Annotated in this window: 22 protein-coding genes and 1 pseudogene; 7 read left to right on the top strand and 16 right to left on the bottom strand. The window is 74.9% G+C overall.

Annotated elements, in window-relative coordinates; translation table 11 throughout:
- The first annotated feature begins 94 nt into the window (after positions 1-94).
- On the top strand, positions 95-856 hold the full coding sequence (locus I4I81_RS10495; RefSeq protein ID WP_218606415.1) for an enoyl-CoA hydratase-related protein: 762 nt from the start codon (positions 95-97) through the stop codon (positions 854-856).
- Positions 857-1,039: 183 nt separating this feature from the next.
- Here the strand turns inward: I4I81_RS10495 and I4I81_RS10500 are convergent, their stop codons facing one another.
- Positions 1,040-2,014, bottom strand: coding sequence for an NADPH:quinone oxidoreductase family protein (locus I4I81_RS10500; protein WP_225924534.1), 975 nt, complete (start codon positions 2,012-2,014; stop codon positions 1,040-1,042).
- A 169-nt stretch (positions 2,015-2,183) separates the two neighbouring features.
- Complete coding sequence (locus I4I81_RS10505) at positions 2,184-3,047, bottom strand: alpha/beta fold hydrolase (protein ID WP_218604568.1); 864 nt, start codon at positions 3,045-3,047, stop codon at positions 2,184-2,186.
- A 247-nt stretch (positions 3,048-3,294) separates the two neighbouring features.
- Here I4I81_RS10505 and I4I81_RS10510 point away from each other — a divergent pair, with 247 nt between their 5' ends.
- Positions 3,295-3,744, top strand: coding sequence for a hypothetical protein (locus tag I4I81_RS10510; RefSeq protein ID WP_218604569.1), 450 nt, complete (start codon positions 3,295-3,297; stop codon positions 3,742-3,744).
- A gap of 12 nt (positions 3,745-3,756) precedes the next feature.
- On the opposite strand, the gene I4I81_RS10515 is transcribed toward I4I81_RS10510, so the two are convergent.
- The 6 genes from I4I81_RS10515 to I4I81_RS10540 all read right to left on the bottom strand — a co-directional run bounded on the left by I4I81_RS10515 (position 3,757) and on the right by I4I81_RS10540 (position 10,703).
- Positions 3,757-5,064 carry a lysine N(6)-hydroxylase/L-ornithine N(5)-oxygenase family protein gene (locus tag I4I81_RS10515; RefSeq protein WP_218604570.1) on the bottom strand — a complete coding sequence of 436 codons (1,308 nt, stop codon included), beginning with the start codon at positions 5,062-5,064 and terminating at the stop codon, positions 3,757-3,759.
- A 122-nt stretch (positions 5,065-5,186) separates the two neighbouring features.
- Positions 5,187-5,873 (bottom strand): (2Fe-2S) ferredoxin domain-containing protein, encoded by a 687-nt coding sequence (locus tag I4I81_RS10520; RefSeq protein ID WP_218604571.1) that lies wholly within the window; start codon positions 5,871-5,873, stop codon positions 5,187-5,189.
- Positions 5,860-7,299, bottom strand: coding sequence for an ABC transporter ATP-binding protein (locus tag I4I81_RS10525; RefSeq protein WP_218604572.1), 1,440 nt, complete (start codon positions 7,297-7,299; stop codon positions 5,860-5,862). The genes I4I81_RS10520 and I4I81_RS10525 overlap by 14 nt, the downstream gene beginning before the upstream one ends.
- The gene (locus I4I81_RS10530; RefSeq protein ID WP_226363871.1) at positions 7,296-8,171 is read right to left on the bottom strand and encodes an ABC transporter permease; all 876 of its coding nucleotides are present in this window, start codon (positions 8,169-8,171) and stop codon (positions 7,296-7,298) included. Before I4I81_RS10530 ends, I4I81_RS10525 begins: the two co-directional genes overlap by 4 nt.
- A complete protein-coding gene (locus I4I81_RS10535; protein WP_218604573.1) occupies positions 8,168-9,103 on the bottom strand; it encodes an ABC transporter permease in 936 nt (311 codons plus the stop codon). The genes I4I81_RS10530 and I4I81_RS10535 overlap by 4 nt, the downstream gene beginning before the upstream one ends.
- Before the next feature lies 1 nt (position 9,104).
- A complete protein-coding gene (locus I4I81_RS10540; protein WP_218616010.1) occupies positions 9,105-10,703 on the bottom strand; it encodes an ABC transporter substrate-binding protein in 1,599 nt (532 codons plus the stop codon).
- Positions 10,704-10,822: 119 nt separating this feature from the next.
- On the opposite strand from I4I81_RS10540, the gene I4I81_RS10545 reads away from it, so the two are divergent.
- Genes I4I81_RS10545 through I4I81_RS10555 form a run of 3 tightly spaced genes read left to right on the top strand, consistent with a single transcriptional unit; the run spans position 10,823 to position 13,284 of the window.
- Positions 10,823-11,686: an alpha/beta fold hydrolase gene (locus I4I81_RS10545; protein ID WP_218603611.1), complete on the top strand. Its 864-nt coding sequence runs from the start codon at positions 10,823-10,825 to the stop codon at positions 11,684-11,686.
- Between the two features lie 51 nt (positions 11,687-11,737).
- Positions 11,738-12,307 carry a hypothetical protein gene (locus I4I81_RS10550; RefSeq protein WP_218603612.1) on the top strand — a complete coding sequence of 190 codons (570 nt, stop codon included), beginning with the start codon at positions 11,738-11,740 and terminating at the stop codon, positions 12,305-12,307.
- A 5-nt stretch (positions 12,308-12,312) separates the two neighbouring features.
- Positions 12,313-13,284, top strand: a complete 972-nt coding sequence (locus tag I4I81_RS10555) for a coiled-coil domain-containing protein (protein WP_218603613.1) — start codon at positions 12,313-12,315, stop codon at positions 13,282-13,284.
- Positions 13,285-13,291: 7 nt separating this feature from the next.
- Here the strand turns inward: I4I81_RS10555 and arsC are convergent, their stop codons facing one another.
- The 7 genes and pseudogenes from arsC to I4I81_RS10590 form a co-directional block, all read right to left on the bottom strand.
- The gene (gene arsC / locus I4I81_RS10560) at positions 13,292-13,642 is read right to left on the bottom strand and encodes an arsenate reductase (glutaredoxin) (RefSeq protein WP_218603614.1); all 351 of its coding nucleotides are present in this window, start codon (positions 13,640-13,642) and stop codon (positions 13,292-13,294) included.
- Positions 13,639-13,944, bottom strand: a pseudogene (locus tag I4I81_RS10565) (hypothetical protein); the annotation flags it as partial. The pseudogene I4I81_RS10565 and the gene arsC, both read right to left, overlap by 4 nt.
- Before the next feature lie 159 nt (positions 13,945-14,103).
- Positions 14,104-14,313 carry a hypothetical protein gene (locus I4I81_RS10570; RefSeq protein WP_218603615.1) on the bottom strand — a complete coding sequence of 70 codons (210 nt, stop codon included), beginning with the start codon at positions 14,311-14,313 and terminating at the stop codon, positions 14,104-14,106.
- Positions 14,310-14,714, bottom strand: a complete 405-nt coding sequence (locus I4I81_RS10575; protein WP_218603616.1) for a DUF3618 domain-containing protein — start codon at positions 14,712-14,714, stop codon at positions 14,310-14,312. The genes I4I81_RS10570 and I4I81_RS10575 overlap by 4 nt, the downstream gene beginning before the upstream one ends.
- Positions 14,711-15,142 (bottom strand): phage holin family protein, encoded by a 432-nt coding sequence (locus I4I81_RS10580; protein ID WP_218603617.1) that lies wholly within the window; start codon positions 15,140-15,142, stop codon positions 14,711-14,713. Before I4I81_RS10580 ends, I4I81_RS10575 begins: the two co-directional genes overlap by 4 nt.
- Before the next feature lie 37 nt (positions 15,143-15,179).
- Positions 15,180-17,165, bottom strand: a complete 1,986-nt coding sequence (locus tag I4I81_RS10585; RefSeq protein WP_226363872.1) for a hypothetical protein — start codon at positions 17,163-17,165, stop codon at positions 15,180-15,182.
- Positions 17,166-17,175: 10 nt separating this feature from the next.
- Positions 17,176-18,417, bottom strand: coding sequence for an ATP-grasp domain-containing protein (locus I4I81_RS10590; RefSeq protein ID WP_218603619.1), 1,242 nt, complete (start codon positions 18,415-18,417; stop codon positions 17,176-17,178).
- 387 nt (positions 18,418-18,804) lie between these two features.
- On the opposite strand from I4I81_RS10590, the gene I4I81_RS10595 reads away from it, so the two are divergent.
- Positions 18,805-19,608 (top strand): alpha/beta fold hydrolase, encoded by an 804-nt coding sequence (locus I4I81_RS10595; RefSeq protein WP_225924535.1) that lies wholly within the window; start codon positions 18,805-18,807, stop codon positions 19,606-19,608.
- Here the strand turns inward: I4I81_RS10595 and I4I81_RS10600 are convergent.
- Positions 19,574-20,020, bottom strand: a complete 447-nt coding sequence (locus I4I81_RS10600) for a MarR family winged helix-turn-helix transcriptional regulator (RefSeq protein WP_218603620.1) — start codon at positions 20,018-20,020, stop codon at positions 19,574-19,576. The genes I4I81_RS10595 and I4I81_RS10600 overlap by 35 nt on opposite strands.
- 59 nt (positions 20,021-20,079) lie before the next feature.
- Here I4I81_RS10600 and I4I81_RS10605 point away from each other — a divergent pair, with 59 nt between their 5' ends.
- Positions 20,080-20,961, top strand: a complete 882-nt coding sequence (locus I4I81_RS10605; RefSeq protein ID WP_218603621.1) for a DNA-3-methyladenine glycosylase family protein — start codon at positions 20,080-20,082, stop codon at positions 20,959-20,961.
- The last annotated feature ends 20 nt before the right edge of the window (positions 20,962-20,981 follow it).

Below are 20,981 nucleotides of genomic sequence, written 5' to 3' on the forward strand. Positions count from 1 at the left end.
CGCCGCCCACCGGCCCGGACCCCAAGTTGGGCCGATCGGCCCAACGGGTGCGCGGGTAGCCTCGGCCGGCCCGACACCGCACCCGAGGGGGACCATGACCGGCGCCGTCCGACCCGTCAGCACGGAGGTGCGCGGCCACGTCCTGGTCGTCACCGTGGACCGGCCCGCCCGGCGCAACGCGATCGACCGCGCCACCGCCGACGGGCTCAGCGCGGCGCTCGACCGCCTCGACGACGACCCCGACCTGTGGTGCGGCGTCCTGACCGGGGCGGGCGGGTACTTCTGCGCCGGCAGCGACCTGACGGCGAACGGCGACTACGTCACCGGGCGCGGCGGGGAGTACGGCGTCGTCCGGCGGGAGCGGCGCACCCCGCTGATCGCCGCGGTCGAGGGCTTCGCCCTCGGCGGCGGCATGGAGATCGCGCTGGCGTGCGACCTCGTCGTCGCGGCGTCGGACTCGCGGTTCGGGCTGCCCGAGGTGGGGATCGGCCTGATCCCGACCTGCGGCGCGCTGTTCCGCGGGCCACGGGCACTGCCCGTCAACATCGCCCGGGAGCTGGTGCTGACCGGCGACCCGATGTCCGCCGCCCGGGCGCACGACCTAGGCTTCGTCAACCTGCTGACGGATCCGGGCGGCGCTCTCGACGGCGCGCTGGGCCTCGCGCAACGGATCTGCCGCAACGCCCCGCTCGCCGTGGCTGCCTGCGTCCGCGCGATCGACGACGCCCTCGGAGGGGACGGCGCGGGCTGGACGGCGACCGAGGCGGCGAAGGACGTGGTCCTGCCGAGTGCCGACGCCGCGGAGGGTGTGGCGGCGTTCCTCGGCAAACGGCCCCCGACCTGGACGGCCCGCTGACGAGCGGCAAGGACTCGGGGGCGCAGATGCAGCGACTCGCGGGCGGAGGGACAGCGACTCGCGGAGTTTCCCGCGAGTCGCGAGATTCGCGCCCGCGAGTCGCCGGTTTCGCGCCCGCGAGTCGCCGGTTTCGCGCCCGTGAGTCCCTCGATCCCGTCCGCGAGTCCCTCGACCGTCAGGGGTTCAGGGGTTCAGGACGATCTTGCCCGTGACGCTGCGCCCGGCGTAGCGGGTCAGCACCTCGCCCGCCTGCGCCAGCGGGGCGGTGGCCGGGCGCGGCGGGTGGAGCTCCCCGCGGGCGATGCGGCCGAGCACGTCGGCGAGCAGTTCGGCGTTGCCGCTCGGGCCGCCGACCCGGCGCGCCCAGTCGCCCCAGTCGACGCCGACGACCGTGCGGTTGAGCAGCAGCACGACGTTGGCCGGCAGCCGCGGGATCTCCCCCGAGGCGAACCCGAGCACGCAGAACCGCCCGCCCGCGCGCAGCGCCCGTAGGGCCGACTCGGCCGCGGGCCCGCCGACCGGGTCGATCACGACGTCCGCGCCACCACCGGTCGCGGCGCGGATGCCGTCCTTGAGGTCGGTGTAGTCGATCACGACCTCGGCGCCGGCCGCCGTGGCCGCCGCCCGCTTCTCCGCCGACGACGCGACGCCGACGACCCGCGCCCCCAGCCCGCGGACGACGTCGACGGCGGCGAGCCCGATGCCCCCGCCCGCCCCGAGGACGACGACCCACTCCCCCGCCGCGATCGTGACGCGCCGGGTCACGGCGAAGACCAGCGTGTTGTAGCTCTCCATCGCCGACGCCGCGACGGCGAGGGCGACGCCGTCGGGCACCGGGACGGCCAGCGCCGCGGGCACCACGACGTGCGAGGCGTACCCGCCGAAGTCCATCAACGCGGCGACGACGGGGGTGCCCACCGCCGGTCCCGCGACGTCCGGGCCGAGGGCCGCGACCCGTCCCGCGACCGCTGACCCCGGGGTGAACGGCAGCGGCGGCCGTAGCTGGTAGCGACCCGCGACGATCAGCCCGTCGACGAAGCTGACGCCCGCCGCGGAGACCTCGACGAGCACCTCGCCCGACCCCGGATCCGGCGTGGCCTCCTCGACCACGGCCAGTCCCTCGGGCCCCCCGAACTCCGCACACACCACGCGCCGCATGCCCTGCACTCTGCCGGTCCGGGTCGGCACCGTGCCGGACAGGACCCCCCGGGCGGGACGCACGGGCGCCCCGGTCCCCGCAGACGTCCCGGTCACTCGCACACGGTGCAGCCCGTGCGACGAACCAGAGGCCGTGCGACGAACCAGAGGCCGTGCGACGAGCGACCGGTCATCCGGCTGCGGCCCGCAGGCCGTCCAGCAGCGCCGTCAGGGCCCCCACCAGCGCCTGCGGGCGGTCGAGCATCGGGTGGTGCCCGGAGTCGACCACCGCGACCGCGGCGTCGGGCCGGGCGAGCCGCGGGAGCATCGCGGCGAGGTCGTCGTCGGTGAGCCGCCCGTGCGCGGCGCGGAGCACCGCGAGCGGGCAGGCGAGCGGCCGCAGGTCCTCGAGGTAGAGGCTCGGGCGGTCGAACGCCCGGAGGTCGCGCTTCCAGGTCCACCGGTCGCCGTCGGGGCGCACCGCGGCCCGGGCGACACGGTCGCGGACGTACCCCAGGCACTCCTGGTCGGGGAACGGCCGGAACCGCGCCACGGCCTCCTCGGGCGAGTCGAACGTGCGCGCGACCGCGCGGGCCCGACGTTCGCGCACCCGCTCGATCCGCGGGTCCGGCGGCCGGACGACGGCGTCGACGATCACCAGTCCCGCCATCGCCCCGGACACGACGGCGGCCGCGAGCCCGACCATCCCGCCGAGGCTGTGCCCGACGACGACCGGTGCCCGCCCCGCGACGGGGCTCGCGGCGACCGCACGGACCCCCTCGGCCCACCGGTCGACCGAGTAGTCGGTGCGGGTGTCAGCGTCGCCGTGGCCGGACAGGTCGAGCGCGACGACGCGGCACCCGGCCGCCCGGGCCAGCGGCGGCCCGACGTGGTCCCACCAGCCGGCGTGCGCGGCGGCCCCGTGAACGAGCACGACACCGGGCGCGCCCGGATCGCCCCAGGCCCGCACCGGCACGGCGACCTCCCCGGCGGGGACCCGGACGTGCTCGACGGGAGCGGCGAGCGCGTCGGCGAACCAACCGGGCACGTCCATGACCCGCAGCCTAGGCAGTGTCGGTACCGGTGGAACCGAGCCTCCTGGCGCAGCGGCGTCGATCAGCCGGACCGGGATCGGTGTGCCGTGCCGGCCGCGCACCAGCTGCCCGGCCCCGGGCACGTCGCCGCGCTGCGGCCGGGTCGTGGCAGCCGGGTCGACGCGCAGCGTGTCGCCGACCCGGCACCAGGAACAGCGTCCCCACCTGCGGACCGCTCGGGATGTCGCGCATGCCGTCGAGGCGCCGGTGTCCCGTGCGGTCGGCGATCGCGACCGTCTGGTCGTCGAGCACGCGCACCCCGGGCGGGGCACCGCGCGGCGCCACGTCGCAGCTGCCGTCCTGCGCCGTCGTGGGCACGGGGAGGACGGGCCCGCCCCGAGGAACCGCAACTCGGGTGCGGTGCTCGCGCTGGGCTCCGACACGCCGGTCGTCCCGCTCGACCCGTGGATCACCCTCGCCGCCGCGGTGCACCACTCCGGGGACGCCCGCCCGCCGTGGCATCCCGAGCAGCACGTCCCGGTCGACGTCGCGCTGGCGGCGTCGGCCGGGCCGGACGGGCCGGTGGCGGTCGGGCGGCGGGCCGATCTCGTCGTCACCGACCTCGACCCCCGCACCGCCGCCCCGGCCGCGCTCCGGTCGATGCCCGTCGCCGGAACGCTGCTGGGCGGCCGGTGGACCCACCGTGCCGGGATCTGACGGCGGTGGCCCTCAGGAGCCGGTGGCGGAACGCGCCAGGTCGGCGGGCCGGTGGGCGGTCTTGCGGGCCACGATCGACGCGGCGATCTCCCCCGTCCGCACCGCGACGTTCGACAGCAGGGTCGAGGACAACCCGTGGGTGTGCTCGGTGGCCCCCTGCACGTAGATCCCCGCCCGCAGGTCCCCGTCGGTCGCCACCCGGTAGTCGCGCCCGATGTCCAGACGTCCCAACCGGTCCCGGCGGCACCGCGGCGCCAGCCCCCCGAGCAGGGCCACCGGGTCCGACGGCCGGTACCCCGTCGCGTACACCACCAGGTCCGCCGAGATCACCTCCCGGCTGCGGTCCACCAGCGACTCCACCGCCAGTTCGACGCGGTCGTCGGTCTCGACCACGTCGGCCACCCGGCTGACGTTCAGGAACCGCAACCGCTCCCGCCCGCTGACCTTCTCGTGGTAGTGCCGCCGGTAGAGCGCCTGGATGAGGTCCAGGTCCACCACCGAGTAGTTCGTGTTCCCGTGATAGGCCAGGATCAGGTCCTTCACCTCCGAAGGGGCCTGGAAGAAGTCGTCCACCGCACCCGGGTCGAACACCCGGTTCGCGAACGAGCTGTCGTCCGCGGGGCTGTAGCCGTACCGGGCGAACACCGCGCACACCTCGGCGTCGGGGAACGTGCGGTGCAGGTGGTCCGCCGCCTCCGCGGCACTCTGGCCGGCCCCGACCACGATCACCCGACGGACCTCCGTCGCCGCGGCCGTGGCCGCGACCAGGTCGCGGCTGTGCCACACCCGGCGCCCCCCGGAGACGCCCTCGGGCAGGTGCGGCACCAGCCCCGTCGCCAGCACCACGTTGCGCGTGCGCAGCCGCCCGCCGTCCTCGGTGCGGACGTCGAGCACCTCCGGGTCGTCCGGGACGGCCTCGACCCCCACGATCGTCGTGCCGTAGTCGACGCGGTCGGCGAAACCCGCCGCGGCCCACTCCAGGTAGTCGTGGAACTCCAGGCGCGTGGGGAACGACGTGCCGTAGTTGATGAAGTCGACGAGCCTGTCCCGGTCGTGCAGGTAGGACAGGAACCCGAAGCGGCTGGTCGGGTTGCGCAGCGTCGCGAGGTCCTTGAGGAACGACACCTGCATCGTCGCGTCCTCGATCAGCATCCCGCGGTGCCAGCCGAACTCCGTCTGCCTCTCGACGAACCGCGCGGCGAGCCGCCCGCCGTACTCCTCCGCCGCGATGGCCAACGCCAGGTTCGACGGACCGAACCCGATACCGACCAGGTCGTGGACGGAGCCGCGACCTGCATCGGCCGATCTCACCTGCGGCATGACTGCCCCTTCTCGACGACGAGCCCCCCGAACGTAGGACTATAGGCAACCCTCATGGAAGGATTGCCTAACTACAAGTCTTGACGGAAGCGCCTGCTCGTGTCGTGGGCGGCCCGGGCCCCTCAGGAGCGCTGTCGCGGGCCCGACAGCAGAGCGGACACCCCCGCCGCGTCGACCCCGGTGTGCCAGGTCCCCGCCGGGTTGTCGATCACCAGCGGGCCGAGGTTGCACGGTCCGAGACAGCCGATCGGGGTGACCAGCGTGCCGGGGTCGTCGCAGGTGGCCGCGGTCAGCGCGCGGTGCGTCGTCCCGGCGTCGTAGGCGGTGCAGCGGGGGCCGCGGCAGACCAGCAGGTGCCGCCCGACCCGCGGGAGCGTCGACCACGCCGGGCTGCGGAACCCGGCCGGGCTCGCCCGGACCGGGTCGCCCGCGTCGTCGCCGAGCCGTGCGACCAACCCGGCGAGATCGTCGTGGCGGGCCAGCCCGGTGGCGAGGGTCACGTTCACGTCGGGGACCCGGTCCTCGCGCCAGTGCGCGACGGCCCGCCCGATCCACGCGGTGAGGTACCGGTCCTCGGGCACCGCGAGCGCCACGATCCGCACCCGCTCCGCCCCGGCGGCGACGGCGTCGTCGAGCGCGGAATGGATCGACGGCTCGGCCTGGTCGAGGTGCCCGACCCGGACCGGGAGTGCGCTGCGTTCCGCGACGGCGGCGGCGAGTGCCGCGAGCGAACGCGCGTCGACGCCCGCGGGCGTCGGGCGGGCGACGAGCAACAACTCGGTCGATCGTGCGAACTCAGTGGACGGCACGGTCCTGGACCTCCCCCTCGGCGAGCCGACCGGCCCGCATCCTGATCACGCGGTCGGCGTAGCTGCGCAACCGCGCCTCCTCGTGGCTGACGACCAGCAGCGCCGCGCCGTCGTCGGCGATCGTGCGGAGCAGGGCGGCGATCGCGGTCGCGGCGGCGACGTCGAGGCTGGCGGTCGGCTCGTCGGCGATCAGCAGCGCGGGCCGGGCCAGGAGCGCGCGGGCGATCGCGACCCGCTGCGCCTGGCCCGTCGAGAGGGTCCCCGGGACCCGGTCGACGTCGACCCCGGCCAGTCCGACCCGGTCCAGCGCCTCCGCCGCGAGATCGCGCAGCCGGCGTCGGGAGTGGCGCTCGCCGCGCGCACGGCGCGGTTCGGCCAGCGTGCGCCACAGCGGCCAGCGCCGGTCCAGGCTCGCCACGGGGTCCTGGAAGACCGGCATCACGAACCCGGGCCGGTTCCCGTGCAGGTGCACCGTCCCCGCGTCGGGGCGCTCCATCCCGCCGACGAGCCGCGCGAGCGTCGATTTGCCCGACCCCGAACGGCCGATCACGCCGACCACCTCGCCCGCCGCGACGTCGAGATCGACCCCGTCGACGGCGGTGACCGGCCCGTAGCGGCGCACGATCCCGCGCACGCCCGCGACGACCGGGCCGGGCACGGCGGGTCCGGCCCGCGGTTCCGGGGCCGACGCCGCGACCAGCAGACGGGTCTCCGGGGCCGCGGGCGCCCGCAGCAGCGTCGCGGAGGTGCCGTGCTCGACCACCCGGCCCTCGCCGAGCACCAGCACCGACCCGGCGTGGCGGGCGACGAGCGCGAGATCGTGGCTGATCAGCAGCAGTGCCCCGCAGGTGCGGCGGACGAGGTCGAGCACGTCGTCGGCGAGCTCCGCGTCCAGCGCGCTGGTGGGCTCGTCGGCGAGCGTCAGCAGCGGGGTGTGCGCGGTGGCCGCCACCAGGGTGGCGCGCTGCAGCATCCCGCCCGACCACTGGTGCGGGTGCTGGCCGTGGCGCCGCTCGGCGTCGGGGATGCCGACGCGCTGGAGCGCGGCGGGCACCGCGCCGTCGGGCGGGCGGCAGCGGTGCGCGGCCCAGGCCTGCGCGACGTGGTGCCCGACGGTCCGCAGCGGGTCGCACGCCGCGAACGGGTCCTGCGGGACGTAGCCGACGACGAGCCCGCGCAGCGCCCGCAGCTCCGCGTCCGGCGCACCCAGCACCTCCCGGCCGCCCACCCGCACGCTGCCCGACACGTGTGTACCGGGCGGGAGCAGCCCGAGGACCGCACGGACCAGGGTGGTCTTGCCGCTGCCCGACCGCCCGACGACGGCCCAGCGCTCGCCCGCCCCCACGGTGAGGTCGACGCCGTCGAGCGCGACCCGGCCGCCCGGGTACCGGACGGTGAGCCCGGTGATCTGCAGCGGGGCGTTCACGCGGGCCGCCCCGGGTCCGTGACGTCGCGCAGCGCGTCGCTGATCAGGGCGGCCGCGGTGACGGTGAGGACGAGCCCGACGCCGGGCCCGATCAGCTGCCACGGCGCGAACGCGAACGTCGCGCGGCCGGTGGCGAGCATGTTGCCCCACTCCGCGGTCGGGGGCTGCGCGCCGAGCCCGAGGAACGACAGCCCGCCGAGCGCGAGCACCGTCTCCCCCAGCCCCAGCGTGGCCGCCACCGTGACCTGCGACGCCGCCGCAGGCAGGACGTGCCCCAGGGCGACCCGCACCCGCCCGACACCCGCCATCCGGGCCGCGACCACGTCGGGGCGCCGGTCGCTGCCGCGTGCGACGCTGCGGGCCAGGCGCGCGAGCCCCGCCCAGCTCGTGGCCGACATCGCGAGGACCAGGTTCCAGAAGCCGGGCCCGAGCACCCCGACGACGGCCAGGGTCAGCACCAGCGACGGCAGCCCGAGCAGGACATCGGTGAGGCGGGTCAGCACGGCGTCGACCCGGCCGCCGACCGACCCCGCGACGGTGCCGACGACGAGCCCGACCGCCGCGGCGATGCTCATGACCAGCAGCGCCGCCCCCAGCGAGGTCTGCGCGCCGGCGACGCTGCGCGCGAGCAGGTCGCGGCCGGACTGGTCGGTGCCCAGCCGGTGCGCGGCACTCGGGGCGGCGAGCTGGTCGGTGTAGTCGGGCAGGTCCGGGTCGGCGGCGAGCAACGGGCCGACCAGCGCGACCAGGGCGAGGGCCGCGGCCAGCGCCAGCCCCACCCGGGCCGCCGGGCGGCGCAGCAGGTCGCGCCACACCCCGCCGCGGACCTCGGGGGCGAGTCCCGGGCGGGTGAGGATCCCGAGCGCGGTCACCGGACGTCCTGCCGCAGCCGTGGGTCGATCAGCGTGCACACCAGGTCCACGACCAGGCTCGTCACCACGTAGACGACGACCGCGACGAGCGTGAACCCGACGACGACCGGCATGTCCCGCGCGTCGATCGCCTCGACGGTGTACCGCCCGACACCGGGCCAGGTGAACACGCTCTCGACGATCGGCGCCCCGCCGATCAGCGCCGCGGTGCCCAGCCCGACGACGGTGAGGAACGGGGCCGCGGCGTTGGGGAGCTCGTGGACGCGCAGCCGCTGCCACGGCGTCGCACCGCGGGCGGTGCTCACACGCAGGTAGGACGCCGAGCGGGCCTCCAGCAGGCCGGTGCGCAACACCCGCGACCAGGTCGCCCCCGACGCGAGCGCGAGCGTCAGCGCGGGGAGGAACACCGTGGCCCAGGTGCCGTCGGCGATGACGCGGCCGAGCCCGGCGCCGACGACCAGCACGTCGAGGACGAGCACGCCCAGCACGAAGCTCGGCACGACGAGCATCCCGAGCGCCACCACCCGGGAGACGACGTCGGGCCACCGCCCCGGCGCCGCCGCGGCGACCGCGCCGAGCACCAGGGCCAGCGCGACGGCGAGGGCGAGCGCCGCCCCGGTGAGCCGCAGCGTCGCGGGCAGCCGCTCGGCGAACTCCGCGGCGACCGGCTGCCCGGTGCTCCAGGAGATCCCCAGGTCCCCGGTCGCCGCGTCGGCCGCCCACCGGAGGAACCGCAGCGGTAGCGGGTCGTCCAGGCGCAGCTCCGCGCGGACCGCGGCGATCGCGGGCGGGCTCGGCTCGGTCACGCCGCGCGCCTCCAGCACCCGCCGGGCCGGGTCGCCCGGGGTGACGGCGAGCATCCCGAAGACCAGCGCGCCCGCCCCGGCGAGCGTGACCAGAGCCTGGACCAGCCGGGTCAGTACCGCGCGCACCTCAGGCGGCCGGCGCGGTGCGGGCGTCCACCCAGAGATTGGAGATCGGCACCTCGTAGCCGCGCCAGGCGGGCCCGGTGATCACGGCGGGCAGCCGGATGCCGAGGTAGGCGAGGTGTCCCTGGTCGGCCACGCGCTGCTGGACGCGGCGCAGCAGGTCGTCGCGGGCGGTCGTGTCGAGGGTGGTCGAGAGCTCGTCGACCAGCGCGTCGAGTTCGGGGTCGGCGACACCGGTGACGTTGCGCGGACCGCCGGTGCGCAGGTAGCGCTGCACGGGCGTGAGGTAGTCACCGCCGAAGGAGATGAAGCCGTTGCTCGTCACCGCCGCCTGCCAGCCGACCGGATCGCCCTCCTGCACGTCGTTGATGTCGGGGACCTGCTGGATCTCCACCCCGATCCCCACCGCGCCGAGCTGGGACTGCAGCGCGAGGGCCAGCACGTCGGAGTCGGGCTGCTGCGGGTAGGTCAGGACGGTGAAGCGCAGCGGGACGCCGTCGCGGGTGCGGGTGCCGTCCGCCCCGGGAGCCCAGCCCGCCTCGTCGAGCAGGGCGGCGGCTGCGGCGACGTCGGTGCGCTGGGTCGGCACGGCCCACGGCCGCGAGTCGATGTAGAGGCCGGTCGACGGGGCGTAGCGGCCGTTCATCACCTCGTTCGCGAGCTGGTCGTAGCCGACGGCGGAGTAGACCGCGCGCCGGACGAGGGGGTCGCCGAACGGGTCCACCCGCTGGTTGAGCTGGAACATGAACGACGGCCCGCTGGGCTGCCCGGTGACGTAGAACGAGTCGGTGCGCCCGTCCAGGGTCTGCGCCGACGCGGTCGGCGGGTAGAGCGCGATGTCGGCCTCCCCGGCCTGCACCGCCTGGATCCGCGCGGAGACCTCCGGCACGAACCGCACGGTGAGGTCCTCGAGCGCGGGGACGCCGTCCCAGTAGCCGGGGCGCGGGGAGAGCTGCATCGACTCGGCGTCGAGCGCGTCGACGACGTAGGGCCCGGTGTAGAGGCCCGCGGTCACCAGGTCGGTCACGGGCGCCCCCGACGCGCGGTGGGCCTGGTAGGCCGCCACGTCGTAGACCGGCACCATCGCCTCGTCGGCGAGCAGCGCGGGCACGTTCGGGATGGGCCGCGTGGTGGTCAGGGTGGCCTGCAGCGGCCCCGTGGCGGCGGCCGTCGCGCCGGGCAGCCCGGCCCCGAAGTCGGGGTTCTCGGCGAGCTGGAACGTCAGCAGCGCGGCCAGCGCGGCGCCGTCGAGCGGGGCGCCGTTCTGGAAGGTGACGCCGCCGTTCAGGTCGAGCACCCAGGTCAGCGGGTCCGGGTTGTCGAGGCCGGACAGCACCCACGGCGTCGGGGCGCCGTCGCGCTCGGGGTGCATGAGCAGCTCGATGTAGCCGAACTCGGGGCCCCAGAACGCGTTCTCGATCGGGTCGAGGTCGTCGATCGCGAAACCCGTCGCGATCGTCAGCGTGGGGGGCGCGTCGGCGGGCGCCGGTCCGGTGCCGGTGGTCGCGCAGCCGGCCAGCAGCAGCGCGACCAGCGCGAGCAGGGCGGGCAGCGCGAGCAGGGCGGGCAGCGCGAACAGGGCGGGCAGGGATCGGGTCGGCACGCTGCCTCCACACGTCGTCGGATGATTGACGAGACCCTAACAACATCTGAACGATTGTTCATATGTGACGACGATTGCGCGGAGCGATGAGTTTGCCGCGCAGGCGTCGTCTGACGGGCATGACCACTCACACGCTCGCGCTTCCCGACGCCGACCTGGCCTACGACGTCCTCGGGCCCCTCCCCACCGCCGACGGGCGGCCGCTCCTGCTCATGATCGGCCAGCCGATGGACGCCACCGGCTTCCGCTCGCTGTCGGCGCAGTTCCCCGACCGCACCTGCGTCACCTACGACCCGCGCGGCATCGGCCGCAGCGTGCGCAGGGACGGCCGCGTCGACAACCTCCCCGAGACCCAGGCCGCCGACGTCCACGCCCTGATCGAGACGCTCGGCGCGGGCCCGGTCGAGATGTTCGCCAGCAGCGGCGGCGCGGTCACCGCGCTGGAGCTCGTCGCGGCCTACCCCGACGACGTGACCGTCCTGGTGGCGCACGAGCCCCCGGTGCTCCCGACGCTTCCCGACGCCGCGGCCGCCGAGCGCGCCCAGGCCGGGTGGCGCGAGGCGTACCAGGCCAAGGGCTTCGGTGCCGGCATGGCCGGGTTCATCGCCGGCACCTCGTGGGAGGGCGAGTTCACCGACGAGTACTTCGCGCAGCCCGCGCCGGACCCGGCCGCGTTCGGGATGCCGACCGAGGACGACGGCAACCGCGACGACCCGCTGCTTTCGGACCGGTCGCTGGCCTTCACCACCTACCGCCCCCGCGTCGAGGCGCTGCTCGCAGCCCCGACGCGGGTCGTGCTGGCCGTCGGCGAGGAGTCGCTGAACCTCCTCACCGGCCGCACCGCGGTGGCCACGGCCGCGCTGCTCGGCCAGGAGGCGACCGTGTTCCCCAGCCACCACGGCGGCTTCGCCGGCGACGAGTTCGGCCACCCGGGGCAGCCCGAGGCGTTCGCGCGGACGCTGCGCGAGGTCCTCGGCGGCTGACCCCGCGCGCGTCGCCGGATTCTTCTCGGCCCGCTCGGCCATGATGGCGGGGTGCCGCCCGACCCCGAGGCCGACCTCGCCGCCGAGTCGCCGGCGCGCCTCGTCGAGGCCGCGCGGCGCCGGCGGTTCGAGCTGCTCCGCGCCCACCAGGACCTGCGCGACGCCGACCTCACCGACGACCAGGTCGACGAGATCGTCCGGGCCACCGACGAGGTGCTGGAGATGGAGGATCGGGCCGCGCGGGCCGAGGAGGCCCTCGCGTACGCCGCCAGCTCCCGGCAGGTGCTCCGCGCCGCGCTGGCGCTCGGGGCGGGGTCCGCGGTGCTGCTCGTCGTCGGGCTGATCGCCGGGTGGTGGAGCGCGGGGGGCGTCGTCGTCCTCGTCGCCGGGATCGTGGCCGCCGCAGTGATCGCGGTCGCGCACCGGTTCGGCCCGCCCGCCGGTCACCGCATGCGCCGCACCGGCTCGCTCGTCGTGCTGGTCGCCGGGGTGGCGCTGGCCTGCGTCGCGCCGGAGTGGGCGCCGTGGTGGGCCCGCACGGTGGCGCTGGTCGTGGCCGCCGTCGCGGTCGCCGGGTTCGTGCGCACCGTGCGCCGCCCACCGGCCGACGAGGAGGCCTGAGCCCCGTGGACGCCGACGATCACCAGCACGCCGACCTGCACCACCTGATCGCGCGCCTGGAGAACCGGCTCACCCAGCTCCGGCGCGACGTCGACGCCAAGGCCGACGCGCGGCCCGTCGAGGAGCTGCGCGACGACCTGAGCCGCTACACCGACCACGCCGAGCAGCTCGAACGTCGTGTCGACGAGGCAGGCGAGGCGGTCGACGCGGTGGAGCGCGACCTCACCCGGCGTCTCGACGAGACCACCGCCCGGCTCGAGCGCAGGCTGCGCTGGCTCGACCGCCACGTCCGGGCGTCCACGGGGGCCCGCACGGCCGACCTCGACGCCGGCCCCGACCTCGTCGCGCTCGCCGCCCGGGCCGAGCGCGGCGCGAACCTGGAGGCCGATCTCCTGCCCGAGGCCCGGCGCCGGATCCTCCAGGCCGACGTCGCGGAGCTGCGCCGCTGGCGGGTGGGCCACGGCCGCGCCGTCCGCGCCACCGTCGACGCCAGCCTGGCCGTCGCCCGGAGCGAGCCCGGCTCACCGACCCGCTCGACCGCCGCTCGCGAGTTCGCCGCCGCCCGGCTCGACCTCGACGACTACCGCCAGACCTCCGAGCACGTCACCGAGGCGGCCGACCGCGCCGCGGCGGTGCTGGCCGCCGACGACGAGCGCCGCGGGCAGCGGGCCGAGGCGATCGACGACGGCCGCTCCTCCCACGACGCCCTGCGCACGTCGCTGCGGACCCGCCTGGCCGGGATGATCGACCGCGCGGAGATGCCGCCGGTGTGGTTCGACGCGGTGCTCGGGCCCGGTCCGCCCGCCGAGGCCGGTCCGTGGCTGGAGACCGCCGTCGACCTGCTCGTGCACCGGGTCACCTACGGCATCACCGACGCCGCCGTGGCGCTGGGCGATCCACCGGGCCCCGACGCCTCGCCCCGCCGCCGCGAGTCCCACCACCGGATCGCGACGCGCCTGGCTCCCCACCGGTCCTGACCGGGGTTCAGCGGTGGCGGTCGAGGAGCTCCCGCACGCGCTCCGGCGGCCGGGCCAGCACCGCCCGGTCCCCGTCGATCACGATGGGCCGCTCGATCAGGGACGGGTGTGCGGCGAGCGCGTCGAGCAGGGTGTCGCGGTCGGCTCCGGCCAGCCCCAGCTCGCGGTACGCGGGCTCGCCGGTGCGGACGACCGACGCCGGGTCGTCGGTGCCGAGCAGGCGCAGCACGTCCTCGATCTCCGCCCGCGACGGCGGGGTGTCGAGGTAGCGCACCACCTCGGGCGTCACCCCGGCCTCGGCCAGCACCTGCAGGACGCCACGGCTCTTCGAACAGCGCGGGTTGTGCCAGACGATCACGCTCCGAGCGTAGTCCGGCGGTGCGGGGCCAGGTCGTGCCGCTTCCCCAGCCACCCGACGATCTCGTCGGCGGCGAGGTCGTTGCCGGTCGACTCCCCGGGCACCGGAGCCCCGCCGAGGTGCAGCCCGCGGACCGAGGCCGTGGTCAGGTCGGCCACCCCGAGTGCGTCGACCCTGCGGCGGGAGTCGGCGGGGAAGGCGGCCTGGTCCCCGGTCGGCGGCCGGACGTGCAGCGAGGTGAGCTCCAGGCACAGCAGGACCGCCGATCGCCCGCGCGCCACGACGAAGTCGCTCACGGCCCCGGTCGATGCCGGCCTGCGGGCGAGGGCCGCCGCGCTCGGAGCCCGCACGGTCGTCACCGACGGCCCCGCGCTCCGAAGGTGGCTCGGTGCCGGTCGGACGACCGCGGTGCTGCTGCGCCCGGACCGGGTCGTCGCCGCGGTCCCCCGGGACCGGGGGGCTCAGCCCCCGCCGCCACCGACCTCGTCGCCCGCGCCACCCTCGCCCGGGGCCTCCTCGTCGCCCTGGTCGCCGCCGTTGCCGACGCCGTCGCCCTGCTCACCGTTGGGCGGCACGCCCGGGCCGCTGTCGCACGCACCGGCTCCGGTCAGCAGCAGAGCGGCCGCGGCCGCGCCTGCGGCCACCGTCCGCCGCACTCTCGACACCCTCATCCGGCGTTCCGTTGGCGCAGGCGGGTCACCACCAGCACGGCGAGGACGGCGGCGAGGGCCGCGGCGGCGACGGATCCGGGACGTTCTCGGACGACCTGCCCGACCTGCGGCGCGTTGTCGTCGAGGACGGACTGCGCCCGCCCCAGCCCGGCCTTGGCCTGCGCCGTGACCTCCTCGCCGCGGGCCTTGACCCGGGCGGGGACGTCGACGCGGTGCGCGAGCTCGGAGACGGTGTCGCCGAGGTCGGCGCGCAGCTCCTCGATCGCGGCCCGCTTGTCCTCGGGGGTGCGTGCGTCGACGACGGGGCGGTCGGGGTCGACCGGGCCCGGGCCGTCGGCCACGAGATCGGCCACGGTGCGGGTCTCGGCGTCGCCGTCGTCGGCCCGGTGCGCGCCGGTCATCGCCGCACCGCCGCCTTCACGGTGTCGACGTCGTGCCCGACGGACTCGACGGTCCGCTCCGGCACCGGCGGCACCGCCTTGCGGATCTGCGAGCGCCCGACCAGCGCGAGCACGCCCGCCACGACGAGGACGACGACCGCGACGATCAGCGCGGCCAGCCACACGTCGAGGACGAGGGAGAGGCCGGCGATCGCGGCCGCGACCAGCGCACCGACGCCGTAGAGCGCCACGACCCCGCCCGCCCCGGCCAGGCCGGCCCCGAGGCCCGCACGCTTGCCCTTCTCGGCCAGCTCGGTCCGGGCCAGTTCCAGCTCCCCGCGCACCAGCTCGGTCACCTGGCTCGACAGGCGGGTGACCAGCTCGCCGGTGGACAGGTCGCCTGGGTCGACGGCGGCGTGGCGCGAGGCCGACGTTGTTTCGCTGCTCATGACCGGGACGTACCCGCTCCCCCACCGGTCACACCTCTCACCCCCGTTCGGGTGCCGCCTGCAGCTCCCCCGCGGGCAGGCGGTCGGCGCCCCAGCTGCGCTCGATGTAGCCGACGACGCGGTCCAGGTCGCCCGCCGGGACCCGCTCCGGGTCGCCCCGCTCGAACGGGTCGTAGTGGTAGATGTAGAGCCGCGACGCGAACTGCTCGAACGGCAGCGACCCCTCGCCGAAGCGCTCGCCGTTGCCCGCGGTGCCGACCACGACCCCGTCGCCCCAGTCCTGGCCGCTGTCGTTGTTGGGGTTGTAGAAGTAGACCCGCATCTCGTCCTGCGGGTCGAAGTTCACGCGCAGGATCGTGATCGCGTGCCAGCCGATGTAGCGCGCCGCGCTGTCGGTGACGGCGACGCCGGCCGGCTGCGGGTGGATCAGCGGCTGGTAGCCGTTGTAGTCGGGGTGGTAGCTGGCGTAGAAGTGCCGCAGGAACTCGTCGAGGTCGATCAGCTTGCCCGTCTCGACGTCGACGTTGATCCGGAACCCGCGCCCGGCCCACCAGCCGTGGAACTCGGGATTGACCCAGCGGTGGGGGTCGCCGGGCCGGTCGATGCAGCGCCGCCCCATCTCGGCGTAGATGCGGTCGAGATGCGGCACGACGAGCAGCGACACCGGGTCGAGGTCGGTGGGCAGCGTCGTGGCCACCCCGCCCTCGCTCTCGCGCGAGGAGATCGGTTGCCCCTCGAAATGCAGGATGACCTCGTCGTCGCGGGCGGCCCAGACCAGCACCTGCAGCAGGTAGTCGGGGTCGTTGTAGGCCCACATCGACAGCGCGCGGGCCGACTGGCACGTCGGGTTGTCGCCTTGGCCGACGCCGAGCGGCAGCCCGAGCATCGACAGGACCCCCGCCACCAGGCGCGCGCGGGGTGTGGGCTCCGACCCGTGGGCGACGGTGAGCCGCTCCTGCGCGTAGGGCGACAGCGTGAGGGCGAGCTGGCGCCACAGCGCGGGCTCGACGGCGGGCTGGTAGAGGATCCCACGGTCGAGCAGCAGCGCGAGCCCGTAGATGCACTGGGCCGTCTGCGGGTGTACCGCGACGTCGATCAGGCGGTGCACCAGCTTGTGGAAGCGCAGCATGCAGTCACGGCCGGTGCCGGACAGGCCGAGCGCCTCCGCGAGCAGGTAGTCGCCCTCCTCGAGCAGGAACCGCAGCAGCTCCGCGTGGTACGGCGACACCAGCCCGGTGTCGTGCATGGCGCGCGCGAACCCGGTGGCCTCGTACTGCAGGCCAGCGGCGTCCATCGCCTCCAGGCGCGAGCGGTAGACCTCGGTGCCGGGGTCCTCCCGGCACGCGTCGGTCGTGCCGAACAGGCTCGTGATCAGGCGGTCGAGGCCCTGCCCGGTCGACCCCAGGTCGACGTCCGGGTCGCTGCGGTACACCGCGATCTGCGTGATCATGTCGCGCACCTGGTCGACCTGGATCGGCCGCTGGCGCAGGATCCGCCAGATCTCCTCGACGAGGTGGTCGAGGATGCTCTCGTAACCGACGGTCTCGCCGAGGTACCGGAACAGGTCGCGGATCAGCTGCGCGGTGCGGCCCTGCGTCGTGCGCTCCGCTTCGCTGGGCGGGGTGAACAGCAGCTCGATGTTCATGGCCAGCACCTGCGAGAGGAACTGGTGCGCCTCCTCGGCGGAGATGCTCGGGTGCACGTAGTCGCCGGTGGCGACGGCGAGCATGCGCAGCTCGCTCGCCGCCTCCATGAGGACGGTGTCGGCCTCGGTGCTGTGCAGCGACCCCCCGACAAGCGCGGGGATGAGGATCTCCGGGGAGTCCCAGTCGGTGCCCCGGAACAGCCCGGCCTCCTCCAGCGCGGCGGCGCGGGAGCGGGCCTCCGCGCACCCGCCCGGCGCCAGCAGGACCCGCCGCAGGGAGTCGAGCACCTGCCGCAGCTTGAGGTGCTTGCCGAAGTCCCGCGTCTCCGACATCGCCCGCACGGCGTCGTCGAGCGACGCGAGTCGCTTGGCCAGCACCGCGTCGGTGCTAGACGTAGAAGTCAAGTTCTTCCTGCCTCGCCAGCAGATCGCGCATCTGGTACGGATCGTCGCCGAAGAAGTAGACCAGACCCCAGTGGGTGCCGAACGCGGTGCGCTTGGTGACCGTCTCCTCCAGCGGCGCCGTCAGCTCGTGGGACTCGAAGTACTCGTGCCCCTCCGTCTCCGCCGGCATGGCCAGCTCGTTGACGACGCGGCGCCGCGGATACACCCCGAAGCAGCCGGCGTAGCCGCGGGCGTCGACGACCTCCTTCGGGAAGAACGCCTCGATCTCCTCCTCGGTGGTCTTCGGGTCGAAGGCCAGCACCAGCGCCTGGTAGGCGTTGAAGCCGTACGCGCGCTCGAGCAGCTCGAACACCTTGAAGCCCGGCGGCCGGTAGGCGACCTCGCCGAAGTACATCTCCCCGTCACTGGTGACGAAGTACTCGGGGTGGATGAACCCGAAGTCGATCTCGAAGGCCTTGATCAGCTTCTCGATCTCCCGCGTGATCCGCTCGCGGTACTTCTCCAGTTCCGGCGTGGCCGGGACGAACACCGAGTAGCCGAGGGTGACGTACTCGGAGATGTTCAGGAACCGGATCTTCCCGTTGTAGATCCACGCCTCGACAGCGAACTCCCAGCCGTCGAGGTGCGATTCCATGAGGACCGGGAACTCCTCCTCCGGAATGGTGTCGACCTCGTCCGGGGTGCGAATGACGCGGTGCCCGAGGCACCCCGCCTTGTCGAAGGCCTTGAGGTGGATCGGGTCGTTCGGGTCCCCGTCGAGCTTGAGCAGCGTCTGGTTGACCCGCTTGAGGAAGCGGATGACGTCACCCTTGTCGTGGGCCTCCTCGAAGATCCCGACGCGGATGCCGCCCAACTGCGCGCGACGCTTCATCAGCGCCTTGTCGCGGAGCAACATCGCCTGACCGAACAGGCGCGGGTTACCCATCAGCACCGAGTTGATCGCCCCGGCCCATTCGACGGTCTCCTCGTAGAGCGGGATCGCGACGTCGACGCCGGCGTCCTGCAGCGTCTCGGCGATCTCCATGGAGCGGTCGTTGAGCCGCTCGAAGTTCCACGGGATGTAGGGGATGTCGTGTTCGGTGCAGTACTCCTCGGCCCAGTCCGGGGCCACCACGACGTAGCGGCGGTCGAACCGGTCGAGAGCCTCGACGGCATTCAGGCTCCATCCCAGAATAGCGACATAGCCCTTGTCCGGATTGCGGGCGACTGGCTCGGACGGTGCCATGATGAATTCCTCCTCTTATTCGCTCGGACTGACGATCGATCACTGCCGGGGACCCTACCTCGACTCAGCGGACCGGACAGGACGTGGACCCGGTCGGGCCGTTGACCTGCTACGAGCCGAATCCACCGGGGGCGAAGTTCGATGTGATCGGCGTCATTCCCGCATTTGTCCCGACGGATGTCCGCCATTGCGCCGAGCCCTGCCGGCCCGCGCGATAACCCGTTGCCGGACCACAGCGGCCAGGGCTACGGTCCGGTGACCGTGCGAGAGATCGAGGAGGTGGTACCCGTGAACGCAGTGTCGACATGGGTGCTCCCCTCCGGGGTCACGGTCGGGCGGTAGGTCGTCCGGGAGCGCCGTCCACGAACGCTCCCGAGAGGCACGACCATGCGCTTCACCTCCGAACAGCACCTCGACGACCGCGTCCTCGAACGCGGATTCACCCTCGGCGGGATCCCCGGCATCCTGTGGACGCCCGCATCCGCACCGGCCCCGCTGATCCTGCTCGGCCACCCCCCGCTCGGACTCCGCACGATGTACCCCCGACTGGTGGCCCGGGCCCGGCAGTGCGCGGCGGAGGGGTTCGCCACGGCCACCCTCGAGCTCCCCGGGAGCGGTGAGCGGCCCCGTTGGCCCGCCGCCGAGCAGGCCCGCGCCGATCTGCGCCGGGCGGTGGAGGCCGGCAGCCCGGTCGGCGACGAGATCGTCGACGCCCTCGTCCTCCCGCTCGTCGACCGGGCGGTCCCGGAGGCGCAGGCCGCGCTGGACGCCCTGCTCGCGCTGCCGGACATCGGCGGCCCGGTCGGGTACTCGGGGGGCGTCATCTCGATCGGCATCCGGCTCGCGGTGGTCGAGCCGCGCATCGGGGCCGCCGGACTCTTCGCCGGGAGCTTCGTGCCGCGGAGCATGTTCGAGGAGGCCCGACGGGTCACCGTCCCGCTGCACGTCCTGCTGCAGTGGGACGACGAGGGGAACGACCGGCAGGCGGCCCTGGACCTGTTCGACGCCTTCGGGTCACGGGAGAAGACGCTGCTCGCCAACACGGGCGGACACGCCGGTGTCCCGCAGTCCGCCGGGGAGGACGCCGCCAGGTTCTTCGCCCGGCACCTGCGCTGGCCGCCGCCGTCTCGACCAGGCGCGGGTTCGCGTGGGTGGATCACGACCCCGGGGGCGAGGGGAGGCAGGCGGTGAGGTCGTCGAGCAGGCGCCGCCTCCGCTCGGGCGGGAGCGGGCGGAGCAGGTCCTCCTCCACCGCGTGCACCGCGACGGAGGCCGCGGTGAGCCGGGTGCGGCCGGTGTCGGTCAGCTCGGCGGGCCGGGCGCGGCCGTGGTCGGCGGTGTCGGCGCGGGTGACCAGGCCGCGGTCCTGCAATCCGCGCAGCACCCCGTTCATCGACTGGCGCGTGACGAACGCACCCCGGGCCAGCTCCGCGTTGGACAGGCCCGGCCGCTGACCGAGCAGTTCCAGGCACGCGTACTGGGGCACGGTGAGGTCGAGCGGACGCAGCGCGGCGTCCATCCCGGACCGCAGCGCGGACGCCACCTGCTTCAGCACGTACCCCACGGCCTCCTCCAGAGGACCGACCGTCTCCCCTTGACACATGTCAGCATCCTGACACATCATCAGCATGTCAGTATCCTGACATCGTTCGGAGGACGCAGATGCTGCACGCACAGGTCGAGGTCGCCGGGCCGTGGTCCCTCGCGACGAGCAAGCGGTTCTGGGAGGGCTTCACCCCCGCCGCCCTCACCGGCACGGCGGACGCCCGGCGCCTGCACACCGTGTTCCGCGTCGACCACGACTGGTCCCGCGCCGAGGTCGACGTCACCCAGGACGGCACGACGGCCCACCTGCACCTGCGGGGCGACGGGGACCTCGACGCCGCCGCGGTCCAGGTCGCCCGGTTCCTCTCCCTCGACGTCGACGGTCGCGGCTGGGCCGACGTCGCCGGGCGCGACCCCGTCATCGCCGACGCCCGGCGGCGGCTGCCCGGCATGCGCCCGTGCGGGTTCCACTCCCCCTACGAGTGCGCCGTGTGGGCGGTGCTCTCCCAGCGCGTCCGGATCGTCCGGGCCGCCCGGCTGCGCGACGACCTCATCGCCCGCCACGGCGACGACGGCGCGTTCCCCTCCCCCGACCGCCTGCGCTCCCTCGACCTCGACCTGCCCGGCCGCAAACCCGAGTACCTGCACGCGGTCGCCGACGCCGCCCTCGACGGCCGCCTCGACGGGGCCGCACTCCGGGAGCTCGACCCGGTCGCGGCCGTCGCCCGCGTGCAGGAGGTCAAGGGCCTGGGCCCGTTCGCCGCCGAGCTGGTCGTCCTCCGCGGTGCCAACCACCCCGACGCGCTCCCGCTGCACGAGCGCCGCCTCGACGACGAGGTCCGCCACCGCTACGGACAACCCCTGGCGGAGGTCGCGGAGAACTGGCGCCCGTTCCGGACCTGGGCCGCGGTGCTCCTGCGCACGCTGCGCGAGGAGCGCACCCACGAGATCGGCGCGGGCCGGTCCCCCGCCCGCGCGTCGACGACCGCCGTGCGGTGACCCCGCCGCTGCGCCGCGAC

This window comes from Pseudonocardia abyssalis (assembly GCF_019263705.2).
GTDB classification, from domain to species: Bacteria; Actinomycetota; Actinomycetes; order Mycobacteriales; family Pseudonocardiaceae; genus Pseudonocardia; species Pseudonocardia abyssalis.